This window comes from Streptococcus canis, from assembly GCF_900636575.1.
In the GTDB taxonomy this organism is placed as follows: Bacteria; Bacillota; Bacilli; order Lactobacillales; family Streptococcaceae; genus Streptococcus; species Streptococcus canis.
In genome coordinates this window covers 1,661,220-1,684,885 of the sequence record NZ_LR134293.1, presented here as the reverse complement: position 1 = coordinate 1,684,885, position 23,666 = coordinate 1,661,220, and the positions used below count along the sequence as shown (strand labels likewise).

Sequence of the window (23,666 nt, the reverse complement as noted above, 5' to 3'; positions counted from 1 at the left end):
ATGAGTTTAGTAACGATTTTTGCCTTATTGATGTCATCTATGCTTATTTATGCAACACCACTCATTTTCACAAGTATCGGAGGAACTTTTTCAGAACGTTCTGGTGTTGTTAATGTCGGCTTAGAAGGTATCATGGTTATGGGAGCCTTCTCAGGAATTGTCTTTAACCTTGAGTTTGCTGACACCTTCGGAAAAGCAACACCTTGGATTGCCGTCTTAGTTGGTGGTATTGTTGGTTTGGTTTTCTCTTTGATCCATGCCTTAGCAACCATTAACTTTAGGGCTGACCATATTGTCAGTGGTACAGTATTAAACTTGCTAGCACCTTCTTTTGCAGTCTTTTTGGTAAAGGTAATGTATGGTAAAGGACAGACTGATAATATCCAACAATCTTTTGGGAAATTTGATTTTCCAGGATTGTCACAAATTCCTGTGATTGGTGATATTTTCTTCAAAAATACTAGCTTAGTTGGTTACCTTGCTGTTGCCTTTTCATTCCTTGCTTGGTTTGTGCTTTACAAAACAAGATTTGGTTTACGTTTACGTTCAGTCGGTGAGCATCCACAGGCGGCAGATACACTCGGTATTAATGTTTATTTGATGAAATACTACGGTGTGATGATTTCAGGTTTCCTAGGAGGAATTGGCGGGGCTGTTTATGCTCAATCAATTTCAGTTAACTTTGCTGTAACAACTATCTTAGGCCCTGGATTTATTGCCCTTGCAGCCATGATTTTTGGTAAATGGAATCCCGTTGGAGCTATGTTATCCAGTCTTTTCTTTGGTTTATCACAAAGTTTGGCAGTTATTGGAGCGCAGTTGCCAGTATTGGAAAAAATTCCAACCGTTTATCTCCAGATTGCCCCTTATGTGGTAACCATTATTATCTTGGCAGCCTTCTTCGGACAATCAGTTGCGCCAAAAGCTGATGGTGTAAATTACATTAAATCTAAATAAAGTTATATTAGTAAGTCTCTTAATGAGTTTTAATAGCACTTCTAAAGCAAGATAGTCATGTCTAGCTTTAGGGGTGCTTTTTTGAGGGTGGCAACGCGAATATTGGATTGTCAGTCACCATCAGAGTAGAAGCAGGAACAGACTAGAACTAAGTCAGTGGCTTAGTTCTTTTGGCTTGCCTTTCATTTTTAAAGTAAAAGTTACCAGTGAAAATTGACATCTGTTGAGTGCACGACGGGCATGTCGTACACCTGAGGTGAAAGTCCTCTGTGGGCACCAGCTCGGTAAATCCAATAGTGACTCCCAAGGCCAGACTACCGTGAAGTAGCGTGGAGAGGAAGGGCTAGCGAAATCGTGGCTCTAGGAATACAGGACAGCGACATAGAATCTCTTATTGGTAAAGTATCTTCATTGAGGTGTGGTCGTCACTGGACATCTTATAAAACACTAATCGGAACGCTACAAGGAGAAAACTGGTCACTACTCCTGTCCAATATCATGCTTAATGAGCTTGGAAAGTCGAAGTCTTCGTTTCGTCCGCTACGTAGATGATGGTGTTATCACAGTTGGCAGTGAAGTAGCTGCTAACTATGGCTAATTCATTGAAAAACGATTAGGTTAGAAGGTCAACATGACTGAGACTAAGGTTGTGAGAGCGAGCAAACTGAAATATCTAGGATTTTGGTTCTGGAAATCATCAGAGAGTTGGAAAAGTCGTCCACATCAAGATAGTGTGCAGATTGTAAGTGGAGCATTGACCTAGACAGGTGAATTGAGAAACTCAATTAGGTTATCCGAGGTTGGACAAACTACTTTTCCTTGACAGCTATGAAAACTGCTATGGCAAAAATTGATGAAGGGTTGAGGACATGCGTAGAGTTATTATCTAGAAGCCATGGAAAAGAAACCTAGGCGACTATAGGGACTTATTAAACTAGGAGTACCGAAGTGGATAGCGGATAAAGTATCTGGATAGAGTGACTATTATCAATTAGTGGCTCAGAAGTCAGTACTAAAACGAGCCATATTAAAACCAGTCCTCGCTCAACGTGGACTGGTTTCTTACCTAGAGTATTATTTAGAATGACATGCGTTAAAAATTAGTTGAACTGCCATGTGTCAAACGGCATGCACGGTAGTGTGAGAGGAGAAGGACTAGAGATTAGTCTCTACTTGATTGTTTTAGCCAACGAAAGCATTGATTTCTGTTTCAATGTTAGCTATTTTTTCTTGAGCGATGTCAAGAGTATCACCTACTGTAGCAATGTAGAATTTTATTTTAGGTTCAGTTCCTGATGGTCGTACAGCAAACCAGCTATCGTCTGCTAATGTATATTTCAAGACGTTGCTAGGAGGAGTTGTTAAAGCAGTTTGGGCATCTTTAGTGCTTGCAGTTTGAGCCAGGAAGTCCTCAGTCAAGACAATATCAGTTTGGTTAAATTGACTTGGAGCATGGTCACGGAACTTATCCATGATTTTCTTGATTGCAGCAGCGCCATCTACACCGGAAAGAGTCACAGAGATGGTTTTTTCAGCAAAATAGCCATATTCTTTAAAAATTTCGTCGATACCATCGGCTAAAGTTAGACCACGAGAGCGGTAGTAGGCTGCGATTTCAGCAACGAGTAAAACAGCTTGAATAGCATCTTTATCACGAACAAATGGTTTGATCAGGTACCCAAAACTCTCTTCAAAACCAAACATGTAGGTATGATTGTGTTTCTCTTCAAATTCTTGAATTTTTTCAGCGATGAACTTGAAACCTGTTAGCACGTTAAACATGGTCGCGCCATAACTTTCGGCAATTTTGGTTACCAGTTCAGTGGAGACGATGGATTTTGCTAGGGCAGCATTTTCTGGGAGAGTGCCTGCTTGTTTGTGAGCTTCCAAAATATACTTGGCCATTAAGGCACCGATTTGATTACCAGATAAATTCCAATAGCTACCATCAGTTTGACGAATTTCAACTCCTAAGCGGTCCGCATCTGGGTCGGTAGCAACCAACACATCGGCATCAACTTGACGTCCTAGTTCTTCAGCTAAGGCAAAGGCAGCTTGACTTTCAGGATTTGGTGAGGCAACTGTTGAGAAATCCGGGTCTGGTTTTGCTTGGGCTTCAACGACTTGTATGGATTCAAAGCCAGCTTGTGCTAAAGCACGACGTGCCAGCATTTCACCTGTTCCATGGAGTGGTGTATAAACAATTTTCATATCACGACCATATTGATGAATCAATTCTTGGTTAATATTGACACTTTTTACTTCTTCTAGGTAGGCAGCATCGAGAGCTTCACCAATCACTTCAATCAGGCCAGAGGCTTTAGCTTCGTCTAAATCAGCGAGGGCGATTGTGAAAGGATTATCAATGGCGCGAATATAATCAGTTAAGGCATCGGCGTCAGCAGGTGGCATTTGACCACCATCAGCACCATAGACTTTATAACCGTTGAAAGGAGCAGGGTTGTGGCTGGCAGTTACCATAATACCAGCAAATGCCCCTAAATAACGAACAGCAAAAGATAATTCTGGAGTTGGACGTAAGCTTTCAAAGACATAAGATTTAATATCGTGTGCTGCTAAAACTTGTGCTGATTCAAAGGCAAATTCTGGTGAAAAATGGCGTGAATCATAAGCAATGGCTACACCAGCTTTTTTAACATCATCGCCTTTTGATTCAATTAATTTAGCAAGTCCTTCTGTTGCTTGACGAACAACATAGATATTAATGCGATTGGTTCCAGCACTGATGTAACCACGCATACCAGCCGTTCCAAACTCAAGGTTTGTATAAAAGGCATCTTCTTTTGTTTTGTCATCCATACTGAGCAGTTCATCTTTTAAATAGGCTGGAAGATCAGGGACATCTAGCCATTTTTGATAATTTTCTGTATAAGTCATAGTCGTCTCCTTATATATTTTTAACCGCTTTCATTATATCATGTTAAAAAGAAAAAATCACTAATTTTTTGCAATAGTTTCCAAGCAGTTTTTCAATTTTTCAGATAATTAATAAGGTTTTAAAAAAGAGACTGTTTGTCCCAGTCTCTTGATATAGGTTGTTATTTATTTTTTTAGCTTAGACAATGTTGGAATCAGGGTAAAGGTAATTAAAGCTGAAATAATCATTTCAACGATAGCATTTGTTGAGACAATCGTTGCCAGTAATGCTTTGATGTTGCCCCCAAAAACGGTTGAGAAAAAAATAAAAATACCAGATAAGACAAAGACCGTATTGGTCAATGATCCAACAAGTCCAGAAATGATTAAACCAAATTTATTATGGATGAACTTATAAGTATAATAAGGTGTGATTCCAATTAAAATACGTGGCACCATGGCAATCATTAAGGAGGCTAAATTTCCTTGATCAACAAATGGTGAAAAAAGATAGTTAGTTGGCAGCAGGACAAGGGTATTTGTGATGACACTAATGAGTCCCATTAAGCCACCTAAAATAGCGCCGATACGCGGGCCATACATAATAGAAGCGACAATAACAGGAACATGCACAAGTGTTGGCTTAATTGGGACAGGCCAAAGATTGAAAACCAAGCTGCTAACAAAATGAATGACTAACATGATGGCAAAAAAGATAGCCACGCGAGAAATTTCAGTTGATTTATGGCGGTTCATTTCACTCTCCAATATATTTTTTATAAATTTATAATATAATACCAAATTTTTAAGTGGGTGACAAGGGGAAAAGCTGTTAGGAGGCTAATATAGTGTCAATAGCTTCTAAAATTACAGGAAGATCAGCCAAGGCACCTGGTCCTGTATCTCCACAAGCTAATAAGCTGGTTTTTGGAGGAATTTCGATAAAACCTGCCGTAGATAAGTGTTTAATATTTTTTTGAGTAATGGGGTTTTGATACATTTTGGTATTCATAGCTGGAGCTATTAATTTTGGTGTCGTAAGGGGTAAAGCTAGTGCCACACTAGTGACGATATTATCTGCGAAGCCATAAGAGAGATGGGCTATGGTGTTGGCGCTTGCTGGTGCAAGGATAAACAAATCTGTCTGTTTAGCCAATTTAATATGATTAACACTCTTAACGTCATCTTCTTTTATAACATCAAGATGAACGGGGTTCTTAGACAAGACTTGCAAGGTCAGAGGTGTGATAAAGGCAGTGGCTGCTTCAGTCATTAAAACGGTCACTTCGTAGCCTTTTTTAACCAATTGGCTAGTTAAATCGGCTGCTTTGTAGGCAGATATGCTACCAGAAACAGCTAGGGTAATGTGTTTAGTCATGTTTGGTCAGCCTTTCATATAATAAATTGGCAATAGCTTCTTTGGTATCGACGGGTTGGACCTCTTTGTCTGAAACAAGAAATGCCTTATGTTGATTTGGTCCAATATTGGCTAAATCATTGGCCAGGATGTAGTCAGCCTTATTTTGATAGAGACTTGCACGAGCTACTTTAATTAATTCTTCCTTGGATACGTTTACGAGAAGCTTAAAGCCGATCAGTTTTATCCGAGGATTCCATTCTTTAATGTAAGAAATAACCTTAGGTGTTTTCTTTAAAAAAAGAATCTGATAGTCAGACTGAGACGAAATCTTTTGTTCTCCATTGTGGCTGGTTAAAAACTTGTCGAGTTTTTCTGCCTGAGCGACCTCCTCCAAATCTGTCATATAAACAGGCGTGTAGTCGGAGACAGCCATACTATGGATAAGTAGCTCATGATGAGGAACTTGCTCTTGTAAGACAGCCATCAAGTCCTTAACTGTTGTGATTTCAATAATGGTCAGCCGGTCTGTTGCTACTGGTTTAATAGCTGATTTGGTTGTTACTAAGGTTACCTCATGCTGGTGTTTCAAAAATTCTTCGGCTACTAATTTGCCAAGTTGACCTGTTGAATGATTAGTGATGCCTCTAACAGCATCAATTGGTTCGGTTGTGCCACCTGATGTGATTAATAGTTTCATAGCCATATTTTAACAGAAAAGCAAGAAATAGTAAACGCAAGTTCATTTTACAGAAAAAGGGCACTTGACTAGTATTGTTACGGCAGTCTGTCAGGTGACTTGCCTTTTACTCTCGAAAATTCATGAAAATAAGAGAAAAATAAGAAAAGAGAAGCAGCATAGTGGCGAAAAGATGCCTTTTGCGTTAAAATAGGGGAAGCGGTTTCAGCTAAGAAAGGAACTATTGTGTTAGAGATTCGGAATTTACAGGACTTGCCTATCTCAGTGTATGACGAGGGCTTGATAGAGGCAGATGACGCCTTGCGTCCTTTCGCATGGACAGAAGTATTTTTAACAGCCATCAATCAGGAGCCCAATCAAATTATTTGGCATATATGGCCGATGACGAATACAGTCATTTTAGGCATGTTGGATCAGCAACTACCTTACCTTAATTTGGCGAAGCAGGTACTCAAAGAAAGGAATTATTATCCTGTTGTTCGTAATATTGGTGGCTTGGCCGTCGTTGCAGATGAGGGGATTTTGAATTTTTCATTGATTATTCCAGATCAGCTTTCAGAACGTATCAGTATTGTCAATGCCTACTTAATGATGGTTGACCTGATTAGAGCAACCTTTTCTGATTACTATCATCCTATTGAATACGTGGAAATTAAAAGGTCCTATTGCCCTGGTAATTTTGATCTCAGTATTGCAGGTCGCAAGTTTGCAGGTATCGCCCAGCGTCGCATCAAAAAAGGGATTGTGGTCTCTATCTACTTGAGTGTTTGTGGTGATCAAGCAGCGCGTGGTCAACTTATCAAAGCTTTTTATGAAGCCGGAACACAAGGAAAAATTACCAAGGTTAGTTATCCTCAAATTGATCCGAAATGTATGGCAACTCTTTCAGAACTTCTTGAGACGCCTTTTACAGTGGCAAAAGTCCTTGAACGTCTCCGATTGACCTTGCGACAGTTGGGCTTTTCGCTCACGGAAAAACGGCCAGATCAAGCCTTACTGACTGATTTTGATGCTGTCTATGAGCGGATGCAACTAGAAGTCGCCAGAAAGGAAGGCAAATGAAAGAAAGATTTAGACCTTTATTCAAGCCCTTAATTTTGCCCAATGGGAGTCGTTTAGATAGCCGTTTTGTCTTGTCTCCTATGGTGACCAACTCATCCACAAAAAACGGTTATGTCACCCAAGATGATGTATCCTATGCTTTGAGACGAGCAGAATCAGCCCCTCTACAAATTACAGGAGCGGCCTATGTGGATCCTTATGGTCAATTGTTTAAATATGGTTTTAGTGTCGCAAAAGATGCCGACATTCCCGGCTTGAAAAAGTTAGCTCAAGCGATGAAGGCAAAGGGAGCTAAAGCTGTCTTACAATTGACACATGCTGGCCGATTTGCTAGTCAGACCTTGGCTAACTATGGCTTTGTTTATGGCCCTAGTTACATGCAGTTGAGGTCGCCGCAACCTCACGAAGTTAAGCCTTTAACAGGACAGCAAATAGAAGAATTGATTGCAGCTTACGCTCAGGCCGCCTGGCGGGCAATTCAGGCAGGCTTTGATGGTGTCGAAGTGTCTTCGGCGCAGCGCTTATTGATTCAAAGCTTTTTCTCTACCTTCTCTAACCAACGAACAGATAGTTATGGTGGTCAATCGCTTGCTAGTCGTGCTAAATTAACTCTTGAAGTCCTGCAAGCTGTTCACCAGGTGATTAAGCAGGAAGCTCCTGATGGTTTTATTTTTGGTTTTCGTGCCACCCCTGAAGAAACAAGGGGTCATAACATTGGCTACGCGATAGAAGATTTCTTACAGCTGATGGATTGGGCACTAGAAGTTGCTGAACTGGATTATTTAGCGATAGCAAGTTGGGGCCATCATGTGTTTCGAAATACTGTTCGTTCACCTGGTTCTTATTATGGACAATTGGTCAATCAGGTTGTTTGGGAGCATTTGAACAATCGGTTACCAGTTATGGCGACAGGGGGTATTAACACTCCCGAAAAAGCAATCGAAGCCTTAACCCATTCTGACTTTGTTGGAGTTTCAACTTCCTTAGTGGTTGATCCAGAATTTGCTCATAAAATCAAAGAAGGCCGTGAAGAGGCTATTTGCTTAAGAATTCGACCTGAGGATCTAGCAAGTTTAGCCATTCCTCAAGCATCGTTCAAAGATATTGTTCCTTTGATGGATTATGGGGAATCTTTACCCGAAGAATCCCGCGAGCTTTTTCGCAGTCTTGCTCAATATTACAAGGAGGAAGAATGAAAGTCAGTGTTCTTGATTATGGGGTGATTGATAACGAAAAAACACCTCAAGAAGCTTTATTAGAAACGCGCTGTTTAGCACAAGTAGCCGATAAACTTCGCTTTCACCGTTTTTGGGTGGCTGAGCATCATAATATTTATGCCTTTGCGACCAGCAGCCCAGAGTTATTGATGATGCATTTAGCAGATCATACCAAACAGATTCGGATAGGCTCAGGAGGTATTATGCCTCTGCATTATAGTAGCTTTAAGATTGCGGAATGGATGATGACTTTAGAGGCTTTGCATCCTAATCGCATTGATTTAGGCATCGGAAATTCTTTAGGAACACCATTGGTTCAGAGGGCCTTGTCTAGTATTCACATTAAGGAAGACTACGGTCGAGTAATAGAAGAATTATCTACTTATCTGTCACCTGATGATCCAAACCCTCTTCCTATTGCCGTCAATCCGAAGGGGAAGGTCTACCCGCAACTTTGGCTATTGAGTAATAGTTCAGAAACAGCCCAATTAGCTGGTCAATTAGGTTTGGGTTACACTTTTGGTATTTTTCCCTATATGCCAAAAGACCCAATAAGAGAAGCGCAGGAAGTATCGGCTTGTTATCGCCAGACTTTTAAACCTTCTAGTCATTTCAAGAATCCCCAATTAATGTTAGCTGCTTTTATTGTGCTTGCTGATACCGACGAGGAAGCAGAAGCATTGGCTAAACCGTTGGATATTTGGATGCTTGGCCAACAAGACTTCAACGCTTTTAAAACTTACCCTACTGCTAAAGAAGCAAGCCACTATTCCCTGACAGAAAATCAAAGAAAGACCGTTGCAGCAAATCGTAGTCGCATGGTTATTGGTTCACCTCAGACGGTCAAAAAACAATTGGATAGGCTGATGCAAGCTTGCCAAGCCGACGAATTATTAGCCATCCCCTTGATCCCTGAATTTGCCAATAGACAACGAGCCTTAGAACTGCTAGCAGACTTGTACATGACCATTTAATCTTATTCAAAAACAATTCTTTAAACTGAAAGGAAAAAAACAATGAAAAAAATTGCAAATTACTTATTAATTGAGAAAACAGATGCCCGCTACACCATTAGTATGACACCAGAATTACAAGATGATATTGGTACCATTGGTTATGCTGAATTTACGAATAACAATCATCTTGCCGTTGATGATATTATCTTAAATCTAGAGGCTTCTAAGACCGTCATGTCTGTCTTATCACCATTAGCTGGGACAGTTGTTGAGCGTAATGAGGCTGCCACCCTCACACCAACCCTTTTGAATTCAGAAAAAGCTGAGGACAACTGGATTATTGTGCTAACAGACGTTGATCAAGCAGCTTTTGATACCTTAGAAGATGCCTAGTTCATTTGATTTATTAGGGGAAATGATTGGTCTGTTGCAAGCAGAGCAGCTTAACAATTCTTTGGCCTGCCCCTTGCCTAATTCTTTAATAGAACGACAAGACTTGTGGAGAGCCCTTGTTAATCAGCGCCCTGCTTTGCCTTTGTCACAAGATTATTTGCAACTAGAAGATGCTTACCTAGATGATTGGCGCACTTCCTTTGTCCCTGTATCAGTCAAGGATTGCCAAAAAACTAACTATACTAGTCTTTTTCTTTATTGCGGTGATATGAGGTATCTGGGAGTAGATGCCATTGTTAATGCAGCTAATAGTGAGTTATTGGGATGTTTTATTCCTAATCATGGCTGTATTGATAATGCTATCCATACTTTTGCTGGAAGCCGTTTACGCTTAGCCTGTCAGGCAATCATAACTGAACAAGGCCGTAAAGAAGCTATCGGTCAAGCAAAGCTTACCAGTGCTTATCATCTACCGGCCTCTTATATTATTCATACCGTAGGTCCAAGGATTGCCAAAGGACAACACATTTCTCCGATTAGAGCTGATTTGTTAGCCCGTTGTTACCGTTCTAGCCTTGATTTGGCGGTTAAAGCAGGACTGACCAGCTTAGCTTTTTGTTCTATTTCAACAGGAGAATTTGGTTTTCCTAAAAAAGAAGCCGCACAAATTGCTATTAAGGCGGTTTTTAAATGGCAAGCAGAACATCCAGACTCTAAGACTTTGGCTATTATTTTTAATACCTTTACATCAGAAGACAAAACCCTATATGACACTTATTTACAAAAGGAGAAAGACTGTGAGTAATTGGCAAACCTCTCACAAGGAAGACCTCAGTCAGGCAGAACAACTGGCCCAATTGATTAAAGAAGCAGATGCCCTTGTTGTTGGTATTGGAGCTGGCATGTCTGCAGCTGATGGCTTTACTTATATCGGACCGCGTTTTGAGACTGCCTTCCCAGATTTTATTGCTAAGTATCAGTTTTTGGATATGTTGCAAGCTAGTCTTTTTGATTTTGAAGACTGGCAAGAATACTGGGCCTTTCAAAGTCGCTTTGTCGCTTTGAATTACCTTGATCAGCCCGTAGGTCAGTCTTATCTTGATTTAAAAGAGATTTTGGAAACCAAAGACTATCATATTATTACGACGAATGCTGATAATGCTTTTTGGGCAGCAAACTATGACCCTAATAAAATTTTTCATATTCAAGGAGAATACGGTTTGTGGCAATGCAGTCAGCACTGTCATCAGCAGACTTATCAAGATGATCATGTGATACGACAAATGATTGCTGAGCAGACAAACATGAAAGTTCCAAGTCAGCTAATCCCTCATTGTCCTAAATGTGGTGCACCTTTTGAAATTAACAAGCGCAACGAAGAAAAAGGAATGGTTGAAGATGCTGATTTTCATGCGCAAAAAGCACGTTATGAGACTTTTTTATCAGAACACAAAGAGGACAAGGTGCTTTATTTAGAAATTGGTGTGGGGCATACGACACCACAATTTATTAAGCATCCATTTTGGAAGCGCGTGTCGGAAAATCCTAATGCCTTATTCGTTACCTTGAATCACAAACATTACCGCATTCCTCTGCCAATCAGGCAGCAAAGTCTGGAACTGACAGAACACATTGCACAGTTGATTAGTGCCGCAAAAGCCATTTATCAACAGTCGTGATCAATGCCAATAAGTAAATAACAAAGAAATAGAAAGAGAGAGTCACATGTACCTTATTGAACCAATCCGTAACGGAAAACGCATTACTGATGGAGCTGTTGCTCTAGCCATGCAAGTTTACGTCCAAGAAAATCTATTTTTAGATGACGATATTTTATTTCCATACTATTGTGATCCCAAAGTTGAGATTGGAAAATTTCAAAATGCAGTCGTGGAAACCAATCAAGACTATTTGAAAGAGCATCAGATACCAGTTGTTCGCCGAGATACTGGCGGTGGAGCAATTTATGTGGATTCTGGCGCTGTTAACATTTGTTACTTGATTAATGACAATGGCATTTTTGGTGATTTTAAAAGAACCTATGAGCCTGCTATTGAAGCTCTTCATCATTTAGGGGTAACAGGTGTGGAAATGTCTGGACGAAATGACTTGGTGATTGATGGTAAAAAAGTTTCTGGTGCTGCAATGACCATTGCTAATGGTCGCGTTTATGGCGGTTATTCTCTTCTTTTAGATGTGGATTTTGAAGCCATGGAAAAAGTGCTCAATCCTAACCGTAAGAAGATTGAGTCAAAAGGAATCAAGTCAGTTCGTAGCCGCGTTGGTAACATTAGAGAACATTTAGCACGCCAATATCAAGGCATCACGATCGAGGAGTTCAAAGATTTAATAGTTTGTCAATTACTAAAAATTGAGACGATTAGCCAAGCCAAGCGATATGACTTAACAGAAGAAGATTGGCAACAAATCGACGCTTTAACAGAGCGTAAATATAAAAATTGGGAATGGAATTATGGCAATGCCCCACAATACCGTTACCACAGGGATGGCCGTTTTACCGATGGGACTGTTGATATTCATTTAGACATTAAAAAAGGCTACATTGCAGCTTGTCGCATTTACGGAGACTTTTTTGGAAAGGCAGACATTGCAGAACTTGAGGACCACTTAATAGGAACAAGAATGGAAAAAGAAGATGTCCTAGTTGCCCTCAAAGCAATTGATTTATCTCCTTATTTAGGTGCTATTACAGCGGAAGAATTAACCAATTTGATGTTTTCTTGATGAAAAAGTTATCTCAGACTGTTTGAAGACAATAAAACACGAATGATAAATGTTGTAATTCAAATAAATGTACGCTTTAAATAAAATGTGATATAATGACGTCATTACGTAAAAGTGAGGAGTTATCATGAAATCAGATATTGAAATCGCCCAAAGTGTCGCCCTAAAACCAATCACTGACATTATTAAAAAGGTTGGTATAGATGGCGATGACATTGAGCTTTATGGCAAATATAAGGCTAAGCTATCTTTTGAGAAAATGAAAGCTGTCGAAGCTAATGAGCCCGGAAAATTAATCTTGGTAACTGCTATTAACCCTACCCCAGCAGGAGAAGGAAAATCAACCATGTCAATTGGATTGGCAGATGCCTTAAATCAAATGGGTAAAAAAACCATGCTTGCCTTACGCGAGCCTTCTCTGGGGCCTGTTATGGGAATTAAAGGAGGAGCTGCTGGTGGAGGTTATGCCCAAGTTCTGCCAATGGAAGATATTAATCTTCATTTCACAGGTGATATGCATGCCATTACAACGGCTAATAATGCTTTATCAGCTTTGATTGATAATCATCTACAACAGGGAAATGATTTGGGAATTGACCCTCGTCGTATTATCTGGAAACGTGTGGTGGACCTCAATGATCGTGCTCTTCGTCAGGTGATTGTCGGCCTAGGTAGTCCCGTTAATGGGGTTCCACGCGAGGATGGTTTTGATATTACCGTAGCATCTGAAATCATGGCAATCTTATGTTTAGCAACTGATTTAAAAGACCTTAAAGAACGACTTGCTAGTATTATTGTAGCCTATACTTATGACCGTCAGCCAGTATATGTTCGTGATCTCAAGGTTGAAGGTGCCTTGACACTGATTCTTAAAGATGCTATTAAGCCCAACTTAGTCCAAACCATCTATGGGACGCCAGCTTTTGTCCATGGAGGTCCATTTGCCAATATTGCCCATGGTTGCAACTCTGTGCTTGCAACTTCAACAGCTCTGCGGTTAGCAGATTACACCGTTACAGAAGCTGGATTTGGTGCCGACCTAGGGGCTGAAAAATTCCTAAATATCAAAGTACCTAATCTTCCTAAAACACCAGATGCTATTGTCATTGTTGCAACCTTGCGTGCCCTCAAAATGCATGGAGGCGTAGCTAAATCAGACCTAGCCACTGAAAATTGTGAAGCAATTCGTTTAGGATTTGCCAATTTAAAACGTCATGTGGAAAATATGCGTCAATTTAAAGTTCCAGTTGTGGTAGCCATCAATGAATTTGTTGCCGATACAGAAGCTGAAATTGCCACGTTAAAAGCTCTCTGTGAAGAGATTGAAGTTCCAGTAGAATTAGCAAGCATTTGGGCAAACGGAGCTGAGGGAGGCTTAGCATTAGCCAAGACAGTGGTTCGTGTGATTGAGCAAGAAACGGCCGACTACAAACGTCTCTATTCAGACGACGAATCACTAGAAGAGAAAGTGACGAAAATTGTCACCCAAATATATGGTGGTAAGGCTGTTCAGTTTGGAACAAAGGCCAAAACTCAGTTGAAGCAATTCGCTGAATTTGGATGGGATCATCTCCCCGTTTGTATGGCTAAGACCCAGTACAGTTTTTCAGATAACCAAACCTTGTTAGGAGCACCAACCGATTTTGACATTACCATTCGTGAATTTGTTCCCAAAACAGGAGCAGGCTTCATTGTTGCTCTAACAGGTGACGTGATGACCATGCCTGGTTTGCCTAAAGTTCCAGCTGCTATGGCAATGGATGTTGCAGAAGACGGCACAGCCCTAGGTCTCTTCTAAGAAAGATCACTTAAAAACTTAATCAATTGAAAGAACTTAGTTCAGCATGAGCTAGGTTCTTTTTGCAACGGTTTCAGTATCAAAGAGCTTTTAAAGACAAAATACAGCTGCTTTATTTTGCCAAATGTTATTTGCTAACTATTAATATTGCAAAAGTGCATCAATGTTAAATGAATCTATTATCAATTTTTTAATAACATTGTATTCACACACTACTCGAAGAAAAAGATACTGGGTCAATTAACACTTGTAACGGCAAGCATTTTATTATTCAATAATCAGTCTGTATTGACAGAGGGAGCAAAACCTCAAACTCAAGATTTCACAGTAGAAGTCAAAACTACCCTTCTAAAATTACCAAGGAAGCAACTGATGACACTTAAACAGGTAAATTTAGCATTGATGTCAGCCAATTACAGGAGGGACTTCGTTTCCAAATTGGTTAATCATGCAGAAATACCTGCTAAAGTTGCAAAAGACAAAGTCAATGTCTTTTGATAAAATATAGCAAGAGGTGAATCAGTAAAGTATCGACAGATAACAAATGGGCTTACTGTATGCCTACTCAGCAAATATGATTAGGCAGAGAATTTGATTTGCAACCATTCATTCATCACTTTAGCACGGATTTAGTTACTAAAAAGAGATATTGATCTATCTGGTCAAAAGAGTAATAAATTAGCAAGGGACGCTCTCTTCTTGCTTTACTGTGATATAATAAGGAAAATGAGATTTTGGAGGATTGATTATCAAAAAGAAAGCAAAAGTAAAATATTTGCTCCATAAAGGGAAACGAGGATTTTTGAGAGGGATTTTTAGTAGAACCACTGTTATCGCACTGTTAATCGTTCTTCAACTAGCCTTTTTGTTTCAATCCTACGCTTTGATGGAGCAGTATCGTGTTTGGATGACCATTCTTGAAAGTGTTTTTGCCATTGTTATTGTCTTATACTTGGTGAATAGTGAAATGGATGCTATCTCAAGAATGACCTGGTTAATTTTGATCATGATTGCTCCCTTGTTAGGGTCTCTCTTTCTGATTTACACAAAATTAGATTGGGGCTATCGAGGGCTCAAACAGAAAATCAATCACCTTATCGATCTTTCGGCTCCCTATCTTAGAGACGATGAAGCTATTTTAGAGGTTTTAAAAGATAATACCTCAACGACTTATCATTTGGTGCAATATTTGGAAAGAAGCCGTGGCAATTTCCCAATATACAACAATACGCGGACCACCTATTTTCCAACAGGAGAGACTTTTTTCGAGAGTTTGAAAGAACAATTACTGTTGGCGAAAAAGTATATCTTTCTTGAATTTTTCATTATTGCCGAAGGGCAAATGTGGGGAGAAATTCTTAGTATCCTAGAGAAAAAAGTGAGTGAAGGTGTCGAGGTCAGGGTCTTATTTGATGGGATGAATGAACTGTCAACTTTGTCGTCAGATTATGCAGCTAGACTTGAGCGGTTAGGCATTAAAGCCAAATCTTTTTTACCTATTTCACCCTTTATCTCTACTTATTATAACTATCGAGATCACCGCAAAATTGTAGTGATTGACGGAGAGGTTTCTTTCACAGGCGGTATTAATTTAGCAGATGAATACATTAATGAAATTGATCGGTTTGGGCATTGGAAAGACGCTGGTCTAATGGTAGAAGGTGAAGCCACAGACAGTTTTTTAATTCTCTTTTTACAGATGTGGTCTATTACTGAAAAAAAATTAAATATTGAGCCCTATCTTTCTGAGCATTCCCGGTCTCTTCCATCAGATGGTTATGTGATTCCCTATGGTGATTCGCCGCTAGATACTGACAAAGTCGGTGAAAATGTTTATATTGATATCTTAAACCATGCCAAAAACTACGTCTACATCATGACGCCTTATTTGATTTTGGATAGCGAAATGGAACATGCTCTGCGATTTGCTGCCGAACGTGGAGTAGATATTCGCATTATTATGCCAGGGGTTCCTGATAAAGGCATTCCTTATGCACTAGCAAAAACTTACTACAAGGCTCTCATGACTTCAGGGGTTAAGATTTATGAATACCAACCTGGTTTTGTGCATTCAAAAGTCTTTGTTTCTGATAATACCAAGGCTGTTGTGGGAACAATTAATTTGGACTATCGCAGCCTGTACCATCATTTTGAATGTGCGGCTTACTTGTATCGCGTCTCTGCTATTGCTGATATTGTTGCTGATTTCAAAGCGACACAAGAAAAGTCGTTGCTGATAACACTTGAACAAGTTCAGCGTCGTCCGTGGTATCAAAAATTAATTGGACTTCTAGTAAGAACCATTGCTCCCCTCTTGTAATCTTGACAAGATTCTGTTAGAATAAATCTATGCGGTGAGTCGATTGTGGTTGCAAAACCACTTTTGCGCAGGGGAAGTCATTAAGGCAGGAAGCCGACTTTGATAATCTGTGTGAACCTTTTTATCACACTCTTATTTGTTAAGAATGCCCCTTGGATTGAGATACTCTCAATCCTTTTTTGTGCTTTTCTTTTCTAATGAAGCAGGCTATAATGGGGCTAATGCAAATTTTAGAACATTTTTTAAGTTGTCAGAAAGAGGTATTTTATAGGTTATACTGTAGCCATTGTCGGAGCAAGAGGTGCTACTTGGAATACGGTTCAAATTGCTGAAAACCTACATGAAAGAGGATTGATTTTCCCAAGTAAGTCTGATACTTTTCTACTTGTTTAACCTAGTTATCAGTTGATGAACAAAATAAAAAGGCTCCTTATCCTTGATATATCGCTAGTTTGAGTACTATGACTTGACAAATCCTGAAAACATTTGCATAATGTAAGTAAAGATGAAAACTAATGAAAAGAGGCGCTCTTATGCAAATTATTAAGCGTGATGGTCAAGTTGCTGAATTTGACCCAGATAAAATTTATCAAGCGATTATCAAGGCAGCAAGAACGGTCTATGTTATTGATGAGACATGGCGACAAAACCTTGCCCAAGTCACTAAAAAAGTGGTGATTGATTTAGAAGAAGCACATGCTGAACGCCCGACCATCAATATGATTCAATCTCTGGTCGAGAATCGTTTGATGGATGCCGGCTATATTACTATTGCCGAACATTATATTTCTTATCGCCTCCAACGAGACCTTGAACGCAATGGGTACGGTGACCGCATTATCGTTCACTTGCGTTTTGAACAAACTAAATAATAAAAAACGCTCCCTTTTCTAGTAAGCTAGAAAAAGGAGCGTTTTTGTGTTAGCTAATGTGCAAACAGAAGAGCTAATGTCTTTTGTATGTCTTGTGTAATGGCTATCGTGAGGTAACGGGTTTTGTCCGTTACAACAAGGTTAATCATTGGATTTGGCCAAGAAGAAGGGAGCAAGATAGATTTATCACAGTTAATAATCAAGTGGGTTGGAGTGAGGCGATAATTAAGATTAGGATGGTACTTGTTTAAAAAAGTGACTAGACTGTCTTCTCGTTGCTTTAACAACTGCTTGATATGCTTTAGGTTTTTCTGAAACATGCCATTTTCTAAATACAGTGACAAGGCCTTTTGCATGAGTAGGTTGGTATCCAAATCAATCATTGATTTTTGTGTAAGGAAACTCGCTTTTAAAGCGGAAGGTAAGACAAGGGTTCCGATACGGAGTGCAGGGAAAACACTCATTGAAAAGGATTTCAGATAAATCACACGCTCATGGGTATCATAGTAATGGAGAGGAGTTTCTTTGGATTTGACAAAGTCCCCGAGGTAATCATCTTCTAAGATATAAACCTGATACTGTTGAGCCAACCGAACAATGGCTTCCTTTTCTTTGGTGCTATAGGATAGACCTAAAGGATTTGAAAAGCGAGAAATCGTGTAAAAGAACTTAATGTCTCCAGATTTAAAGAGAGATTCCAATTCTTCTAAATTGAGCCCGTTAAAATCTCGATGAATGGTGCGGTAAGTTACTCCTAAGTTATTAAGAAGCGTTTCCATACGATGGTAGGTGGGCTGTTCAATGAGAATAGTCTGACCAGAACCAGGAAAAGACATCTGTGATAAAATATAAAGCGCCTGTTGTGTTCCTGAGGTAATGAGTAGTTGCTCTTTGTTACCATAAATACTATTATCTGCCAAATAAGGCAAGAGGGCATCTCGCAATTCTTCTAGCCCCTCAGCCTTATGATAATAATGAAAAAGATAGGATTCTCTAGCCACCAAGGTCTCATTCAAGCAAAGGCGAAAATCCTCATAAGCCATGTTATTATAATCTTCAAGACTCAAGTCTAAAGAAGTCTCCTCCTCAGTCACCTTCCCCAGAACATAATAACCACTTTTTGGGACTGCGTAGATTAAATGACGGTATTTTAATTCCAAAAGGGCTCGCTGTACCGTATCTTTACTGCAATGATAAATGTCACTTAATTGCCTAATGGAAGGCAGTCGCTCTCCTTTTTTCAGGCTACGGTCCTGAATAGCCTGATCTAAATCAGAAATAATGGATTGGTATTTACTTGTCATAAATTGTCCCCGTACAGTTTAAATTTATTTCTATTGTACTCAATAAATGTTTTCCTTACAATAGTTAGTAAAGAAAAGATGAAAAGGCAACACTTTTCTGTACAGATTTTATAAAGTGCTTTTTCTAAACGACTAAACGTTTGGTCATCGGTGTTTGGTAGTTGAGGCAGCTGTGAATGCGGTGGTGATTCCACCAGTGGACATAGTCCTTAGTTTTGAGGGCCAATTCTTCTAGCGTCTGGAAAGTTTCCTGGTAGACAAATTCCATTTTGAAAGCACGATAGGTACTTTCAGCAACGGCATTGTCGTAAGGACAACCTGCTTGACTAAGAGAGCGGGTGATTCCGAAGGCCTCCAACATGTCATCAATCAAAGTATTATCAAACTCCTTCCCACGATCTGACTGGAATATCTTGACTTTGGTCAGAGCGTAAGGGATGCTCTGAATCGCTTGTTTGACCAATTCGGGGGTCTTGTGCCAACCAACTGACAGACCGATGATTTCACGATTGAAGAGGTCAATAATCAAGCAAACATAAGCCCAACCATTACCGACACGAACGTAGGTTAAGTCTGACACTAAAGCTTTTAGAGGCTTTTCTTGATGAAATTGTCTGGCTAAGTGATTAGGAATAGCTGCCTCATTCTTCCCTTTTGAATATGGCTTGAAGGCTGCTTTCTGGTAAACGGATACTAAGTTGAGTCTGTGCATGATGCGACGAATCCGACGACGAGACAGCTGGATGCCTTCATTTTTCAAACATTTCTTGATTTTCCTAGCCCCGTATCTGGCCTTACTTTCGAGAAAAATAGCTTTGATTTTTTCTTCAAGCTCGGTATCAGATACGGATTCCACAGCTTTGTAGTAATAGCTAGAACGAGGAATACCCAACCACCGACACATGGCTGAAATGCTATATTTGTCTTTGTTAGCAGTGATTACTTCTCTTTTCGTGCCATAATCACCGCCGCTTGCTTTAGGATATCTAGCTGCATTTCGAGTTCTTTATTACGCTTTCGGAGTTCCATCAGCTCACGCTGCTCATCTGTAAGATTATCAATAGTTTTAAAGGAACCAGTTGTTTTTGCCTGACGTACCCACTTATCGAAGGTTGATGGGGTTAACTCATATTCTTTGATAAGCTCACTTCGTTTCATCCCTGCATTGTGAAGGTCAACGATTTGTTGCTTAAAGTCGTCGGCGAAGTGGCGACGTATTTTTCTAGACATAATATTCTCCTATTTTCTTTAGTGTAGAACACTTTATAAGACTGTCTAGTTTAGTGTAACCTATTCAAGAGGTCATTCATCATGAAACGTATTATTGTGGCTAACGATTTGGTAGGCCTTGGCAAGGTAGCCTTATCGGCCAGTATTCCACTCATGGCAGCCTGTTGTATGGAGCAGGTTTTATTACCAACCTGTCTCTTCTCAAGTCATACTGGAGGCGGACAAACCCCTCTCAAACACTCAACCTCAACATTCTTAGACGGTTTTTTATTAGCTTGGGAGCAAAGTGATCTGAAATTTGACAGTCTTTTTGTAGGTTATCTTAATCAGGTAGAGGATGCTAACAAGATATTAGCTTTTGTTTCGCGGCAGAATATGCCTCTTGTCTTAGATCCTATTATGGCAGATCAAGGCAGGCTTTATTCCGGGTTAAGCGAGCAGCACCTCAAAGCAATGAGAAGCCTAGCCCAAAAAGCTGATTTGATATTGCCTAATATTACTGAGGCATGTCTTCTGACACAAACCCCTTATTTGAAAGAGGGCTATCGTAGGTCGGATATAAAGGAGTTAGCTATCAAATTGACTAACTTAGGGCCGAAAGAAGCTATTATTAGTGGTGTATCTTTTGAAGAAGGACAAATTGGCTTTGCTTATTATCAAGCTGCTCACAATCAGCTAACTTATCATTTCGGAAAGCAATTTCCTGAGCATTTTTACGGTACAGGAGATATTGCTTCAGCAATTATTGCTTCCGGATTCTCCTATCAATTACCTTTAGGAGATATTTTAGAACTTACCGTCTCTTTTCTGGAAAAATCTTTGGAGACTACCCTTGATTTAAAGAGAAATATAGCATTTGGCATTGCTTATGAGTTTCATTTAGCCTATCTCATCACATCATTTCAACAATTATTGGAGGAAAACCATGACATCTCAAAAATTAGCTCATCACATTGAACTTAGTCTTTATGCAGCCCTTATTTTCGTGTCGGTGCAACTGCTACGAATTCCCGTAGGTGTTCAATTTATTCATCTTGGAAATGCTTTGGTCGTTGTTGCGGTTTTACTATATGGCAGTAAAAGTGCAGCGCTAGTAGCTAGCCTTGGTTTAGGAATCTTTGACCTTTTAAATGGTTATGCCTCAGTGGTTTGGATAACTATTTTGGAATCTTTACTCATTTGTTTTCTTTTACACCTTATCTACGAAAAAGGAATGCAATCAAGCCAAAAATCACAAGCTATCATCGCCGTAGGAGTAGTAGCAGCACTAGCAAAATTATTGATTAACATTATCAAATACATTCTCTTTGGCTATTTTGGGGCTCAACTTCCCTTTCAAGCAGCTCTACTGGCAGCACTTGGAAAAGTTGGAGGTAGTTTTGGAACGACTCTACTAACAATGATAGCGGTCCCATTCATCTACCCTGCTTTAAAGAGATTGAGAGAACGATTGAACTGATAAACGAGTAATAATTAATACTTGTGGTGCTGATTAATTAATATTTTTTAGATAAGAATAATTTAAAATGTCTCACATAAAGTTAAAATATATAAACTAGGGGAGTTGGTATAAGGCTGTTTGTCCCAGTCTCATATCTAAAAATAGTGTCTGTTTGATAAAATTAGTCGTACAAGTGGTAAGACTTTTCAAGAAAAGTAATCACTTATCCCATCAATTGACAAAAGGTTACAATTTTGCCATAATTAAATACATGTAAAAGCCGTTTTTACGGCTTTTTTGATGACAATTAAGGAAGAAATCATGAGTATTTTAGAAGTTAAACAGCTGAGTCACGGTTTTGGAGATCGTGCTATTTTTGAAAACGTGTCCTTTCGCCTCTTAAAAGGTGAGCATATCGGTCTAGTTGGAGCAAATGGTGAAGGGAAATCAACCTTCATGAGCATTGTGACTGGCCATCTCCAGCCTGATGAAGGGAAAATTGAATGGTCTAAATACGTAACAGTAGGTTACTTGGATCAACATACCGTCCTTGAAGCTGGGCAAACGGTTCGAGATGTGTTGCGGACAGCCTTTGATGAGCTCTTTAAGACTGAGGAACGCATCAATGAGATTTACATGTCAATGGCGGACGAAGGAGCAGATATTGATGCCTTGATGGAAGAAGTTGGTGAACTACAAGATCGTTTAGAAAGTCGTGATTTTTACACGCTTGATGCTAAGATTGACGAAGTGGCACGAGCTTTAGGTGTGATGGACTTTGGCATGGAATCTGATGTCACTGCTTTGTCAGGTGGGCAACGAACCAAAATTTTATTGGCTAAACTGCTGCTGGAAAAACCTGACATTCTCTTGCTAGATGAACCAACTAACTATTTAGATGCTGAGCACATTGAGTGGCTCAAACGTTATTTGCAGAATTATGAGAATGCTTTTGTTTTAATTTCACATGACATTCCCTTCTTAAATGATGTGATTAACATTGTTTACCATGTCGAAAATCAAGATTTGGTACGTTATACGGGTGATTATTATCAATTCCAAGCTGTTTATGACATGAAAAAATCACAGTTGGAAGCAGCCTACGAGCGTCAACAAAAAGAAATCGCTGACTTGCAAGACTTTGTCAATCGTAATAAGGCTAGAGTGGCCACTCGTAATATGGCCATGTCCCGTCAGAAAAAGCTGGACAAGATGGATTTGATTGAGCTTCAAGCCGAAAAACCAAAACCAAGTTTTGACTTTAAAGAAGCCAGAACGCCTAGTCGTTTTATTTTCCAAGCTAAAAATCTTGTGATTGGTTACGATCGTCCGCTAACGAGAGAGCCTTTGGCCCTTAATTTTGAACGCAATCAAAAAATCGCTATCATTGGAGCTAATGGTATTGGGAAATCAACCTTGCTTAAAAGTCTTTTAGGCATTATTCAACCTCTGGAAGGCAACGTTGAAACAGGGGACTTTCTGGAAGTTGGTTACTTTGAGCAAGAAGTAGCAGGTGGTAACCGCCAAACCCCTTTGGAAGCTGTTTGGGACGCTTTCCCTGCTTTGAACCAAGCTGAAGTACGAGCAGCTTTAGCCCGTTGTGGTTTAACGTCAAAACATATTGAGAGTCAAATTCAGGTGCTTTCGGGTGGTGAACAAGCCAAAGTTCGTTTTTGTCTCCTGATGAATCGTGAAAACAATGTGCTTATTTTAGATGAGCCGACGAATCACCTTGATGTCGATGCTAAAGAAGAACTGAAGCGCGCCTTGAAAGTTTATAAAGGCTCCATTTTAATGGTTTGCCACGAGCCTGATTTTTATGAGGACTGGGTAACTGATATCTGGGATTTCAATCAATTGACATAAGCTAAAAAGCAAAATCTTTGACGGAAACTAATTGCCATGGTATAATGACAATATAAATTAATAAATGTGTTGTCACTTAAAAAATTCATTATATAACAAGGTTTCATTAACATTTTATAACAAATGTTATTGTAGTTATTTTTTATTGAAAATACGAAAATAATTGACGTAGTCACTTTGACAACCTTTTATTAATTCCTTTAAGATAAGACAACTTTGTGGCTCTTCAATTGAAAGGACGTGTTACTAATGTCAGAAGAAAAATTCAAAGCTAAACGAGATCAGGTTTCAGGAAAAATAAAGGAAACTGTAGGGCATCTTACTGATGACAAATCCTTGGAAGCAGAAGGTAAGGCAGAACATACTAAAGGTAAAATTGCTGAAGTTATTGATGAGGCTAAAGATAGTATCCAAGGATTTGTTGATCATTTATCAGGAAAAGATAAAAAGGAGTAATTTACTTCATGAAAAAAAGAAATATTAAATTCACAGAAGTCTTACAACTTGTTTTATTGGTCATTCCAGCTGTCAAACTGGTAAAAAAAATCATTAACGACAGTAAAACTCCGAC

General features: G+C 39.4%; 22 protein-coding genes and 1 pseudogene. 17 read left to right on the top strand and 6 right to left on the bottom strand.

The window, feature by feature from the left end:
* Both EL097_RS08535 and EL097_RS10625 read left to right on the top strand, forming a co-directional pair.
* Complete coding sequence (locus EL097_RS08535) at window positions 1–957, top strand: ABC transporter permease (protein WP_003048323.1); 957 nt, start codon at window positions 1–3, stop codon at window positions 955–957.
* A 366-nt stretch (window positions 958–1,323) separates the two neighbouring features.
* Window positions 1,324–2,044: pseudogene (locus EL097_RS10625) on the top strand (group II intron maturase-specific domain-containing protein); the annotation flags it as partial.
* A 95-nt stretch (window positions 2,045–2,139) separates the two neighbouring features.
* Here the strand turns inward: EL097_RS10625 and EL097_RS08520 are convergent.
* The 4 genes from EL097_RS08520 to EL097_RS08505 all read right to left on the bottom strand — a co-directional run bounded on the left by EL097_RS08520 (window position 2,140) and on the right by EL097_RS08505 (window position 5,891).
* On the bottom strand, window positions 2,140–3,855 hold the full coding sequence (locus tag EL097_RS08520; protein WP_129545021.1) for a phospho-sugar mutase: 1,716 nt from the start codon (window positions 3,853–3,855) through the stop codon (window positions 2,140–2,142).
* Between the two features lie 165 nt (window positions 3,856–4,020).
* On the bottom strand, window positions 4,021–4,590 hold the full coding sequence (locus EL097_RS08515) for an ECF transporter S component (RefSeq protein WP_003048329.1): 570 nt from the start codon (window positions 4,588–4,590) through the stop codon (window positions 4,021–4,023).
* A 76-nt stretch (window positions 4,591–4,666) separates the two neighbouring features.
* Window positions 4,667–5,212: a phosphopantothenoylcysteine decarboxylase gene (gene coaC, locus EL097_RS08510; RefSeq protein ID WP_003048330.1), complete on the bottom strand. Its 546-nt coding sequence runs from the start codon at window positions 5,210–5,212 to the stop codon at window positions 4,667–4,669.
* Window positions 5,205–5,891, bottom strand: coding sequence for a phosphopantothenate--cysteine ligase (locus tag EL097_RS08505; RefSeq protein WP_003048332.1), 687 nt, complete (start codon window positions 5,889–5,891; stop codon window positions 5,205–5,207). The genes coaC and EL097_RS08505 overlap by 8 nt, the downstream gene beginning before the upstream one ends.
* Before the next feature lie 225 nt (window positions 5,892–6,116).
* Between EL097_RS08505 and EL097_RS08500 the strand changes: the two genes are divergently transcribed.
* From EL097_RS08500 to EL097_RS08455, 11 genes are all read left to right on the top strand, one after another.
* The gene (locus EL097_RS08500) at window positions 6,117–6,953 is read left to right on the top strand and encodes a lipoate--protein ligase family protein (RefSeq protein WP_003048334.1); all 837 of its coding nucleotides are present in this window, start codon (window positions 6,117–6,119) and stop codon (window positions 6,951–6,953) included.
* The gene (locus EL097_RS08495) at window positions 6,950–8,149 is read left to right on the top strand and encodes an NADH-dependent flavin oxidoreductase (protein WP_003048336.1); all 1,200 of its coding nucleotides are present in this window, start codon (window positions 6,950–6,952) and stop codon (window positions 8,147–8,149) included. The genes EL097_RS08500 and EL097_RS08495 overlap by 4 nt, the downstream gene beginning before the upstream one ends.
* On the top strand, window positions 8,146–9,144 hold the full coding sequence (locus EL097_RS08490; protein ID WP_003048338.1) for an LLM class flavin-dependent oxidoreductase: 999 nt from the start codon (window positions 8,146–8,148) through the stop codon (window positions 9,142–9,144). The genes EL097_RS08495 and EL097_RS08490 overlap by 4 nt, the downstream gene beginning before the upstream one ends.
* 42 nt (window positions 9,145–9,186) lie before the next feature.
* On the top strand, window positions 9,187–9,519 hold the full coding sequence (locus EL097_RS08485) for a glycine cleavage system protein H (protein ID WP_003048340.1): 333 nt from the start codon (window positions 9,187–9,189) through the stop codon (window positions 9,517–9,519).
* Entirely contained in the window at window positions 9,512–10,324 is an 813-nt protein-coding gene (locus EL097_RS08480) for a protein-ADP-ribose hydrolase (protein ID WP_003048342.1), read from the top strand. Before EL097_RS08485 ends, EL097_RS08480 begins: the two co-directional genes overlap by 8 nt.
* On the top strand, window positions 10,317–11,198 hold the full coding sequence (locus tag EL097_RS08475; RefSeq protein ID WP_003048344.1) for an SIR2 family NAD-dependent protein deacylase: 882 nt from the start codon (window positions 10,317–10,319) through the stop codon (window positions 11,196–11,198). The genes EL097_RS08480 and EL097_RS08475 overlap by 8 nt, the downstream gene beginning before the upstream one ends.
* A 46-nt stretch (window positions 11,199–11,244) precedes the next feature.
* Window positions 11,245–12,264: a lipoate--protein ligase gene (locus EL097_RS08470; RefSeq protein WP_003048346.1), complete on the top strand. Its 1,020-nt coding sequence runs from the start codon at window positions 11,245–11,247 to the stop codon at window positions 12,262–12,264.
* Window positions 12,265–12,391: 127 nt separating this feature from the next.
* A complete protein-coding gene (locus EL097_RS08465; protein ID WP_003048348.1) occupies window positions 12,392–14,062 on the top strand; it encodes a formate--tetrahydrofolate ligase in 1,671 nt (556 codons plus the stop codon).
* Between the two features lie 372 nt (window positions 14,063–14,434).
* Entirely contained in the window at window positions 14,435–14,560 is a 126-nt protein-coding gene (locus tag EL097_RS11070; RefSeq protein WP_003048350.1) for a hypothetical protein, read from the top strand.
* Between the two features lie 244 nt (window positions 14,561–14,804).
* Window positions 14,805–16,382 (top strand): cardiolipin synthase, encoded by a 1,578-nt coding sequence (gene cls, locus EL097_RS08460; RefSeq protein ID WP_003048352.1) that lies wholly within the window; start codon window positions 14,805–14,807, stop codon window positions 16,380–16,382.
* 533 nt (window positions 16,383–16,915) lie between these two features.
* On the top strand, window positions 16,916–17,254 hold the full coding sequence (locus EL097_RS08455; protein WP_003048353.1) for an ATP cone domain-containing protein: 339 nt from the start codon (window positions 16,916–16,918) through the stop codon (window positions 17,252–17,254).
* A gap of 53 nt (window positions 17,255–17,307) precedes the next feature.
* Here EL097_RS08455 and EL097_RS08450 read toward each other — a convergent pair whose 3' ends face one another.
* A complete protein-coding gene (locus EL097_RS08450) occupies window positions 17,308–18,558 on the bottom strand; it encodes an aminotransferase-like domain-containing protein (RefSeq protein WP_003048355.1) in 1,251 nt (416 codons plus the stop codon).
* Between the two features lie 124 nt (window positions 18,559–18,682).
* A protein-coding gene (locus EL097_RS08445) for an IS3 family transposase (protein ID WP_086014952.1) occupies window positions 18,683–19,788 on the bottom strand; the annotation gives its coding sequence in 2 pieces (ribosomal slippage) (window positions 18,683–19,512 and window positions 19,512–19,788; 1,107 coding nt in all).
* A gap of 81 nt (window positions 19,789–19,869) precedes the next feature.
* On the opposite strand from EL097_RS08445, the gene EL097_RS08440 reads away from it, so the two are divergent.
* The 4 genes from EL097_RS08440 (at window position 19,870) to EL097_RS08425 (ending at window position 23,551) form a co-directional block, all read left to right on the top strand.
* Window positions 19,870–20,745: a pyridoxamine kinase gene (locus tag EL097_RS08440; protein ID WP_003048359.1), complete on the top strand. Its 876-nt coding sequence runs from the start codon at window positions 19,870–19,872 to the stop codon at window positions 20,743–20,745.
* Complete coding sequence (locus EL097_RS08435; RefSeq protein ID WP_003048362.1) at window positions 20,714–21,247, top strand: ECF transporter S component; 534 nt, start codon at window positions 20,714–20,716, stop codon at window positions 21,245–21,247. The genes EL097_RS08440 and EL097_RS08435 overlap by 32 nt, the downstream gene beginning before the upstream one ends.
* 303 nt (window positions 21,248–21,550) lie before the next feature.
* Entirely contained in the window at window positions 21,551–23,095 is a 1,545-nt protein-coding gene (locus EL097_RS08430; protein ID WP_003048363.1) for an ABC-F family ATP-binding cassette domain-containing protein, read from the top strand.
* Between the two features lie 249 nt (window positions 23,096–23,344).
* Window positions 23,345–23,551, top strand: coding sequence for a CsbD family protein (locus EL097_RS08425; RefSeq protein ID WP_003048366.1), 207 nt, complete (start codon window positions 23,345–23,347; stop codon window positions 23,549–23,551).
* The last annotated feature ends 115 nt before the right edge of the window (window positions 23,552–23,666 follow it).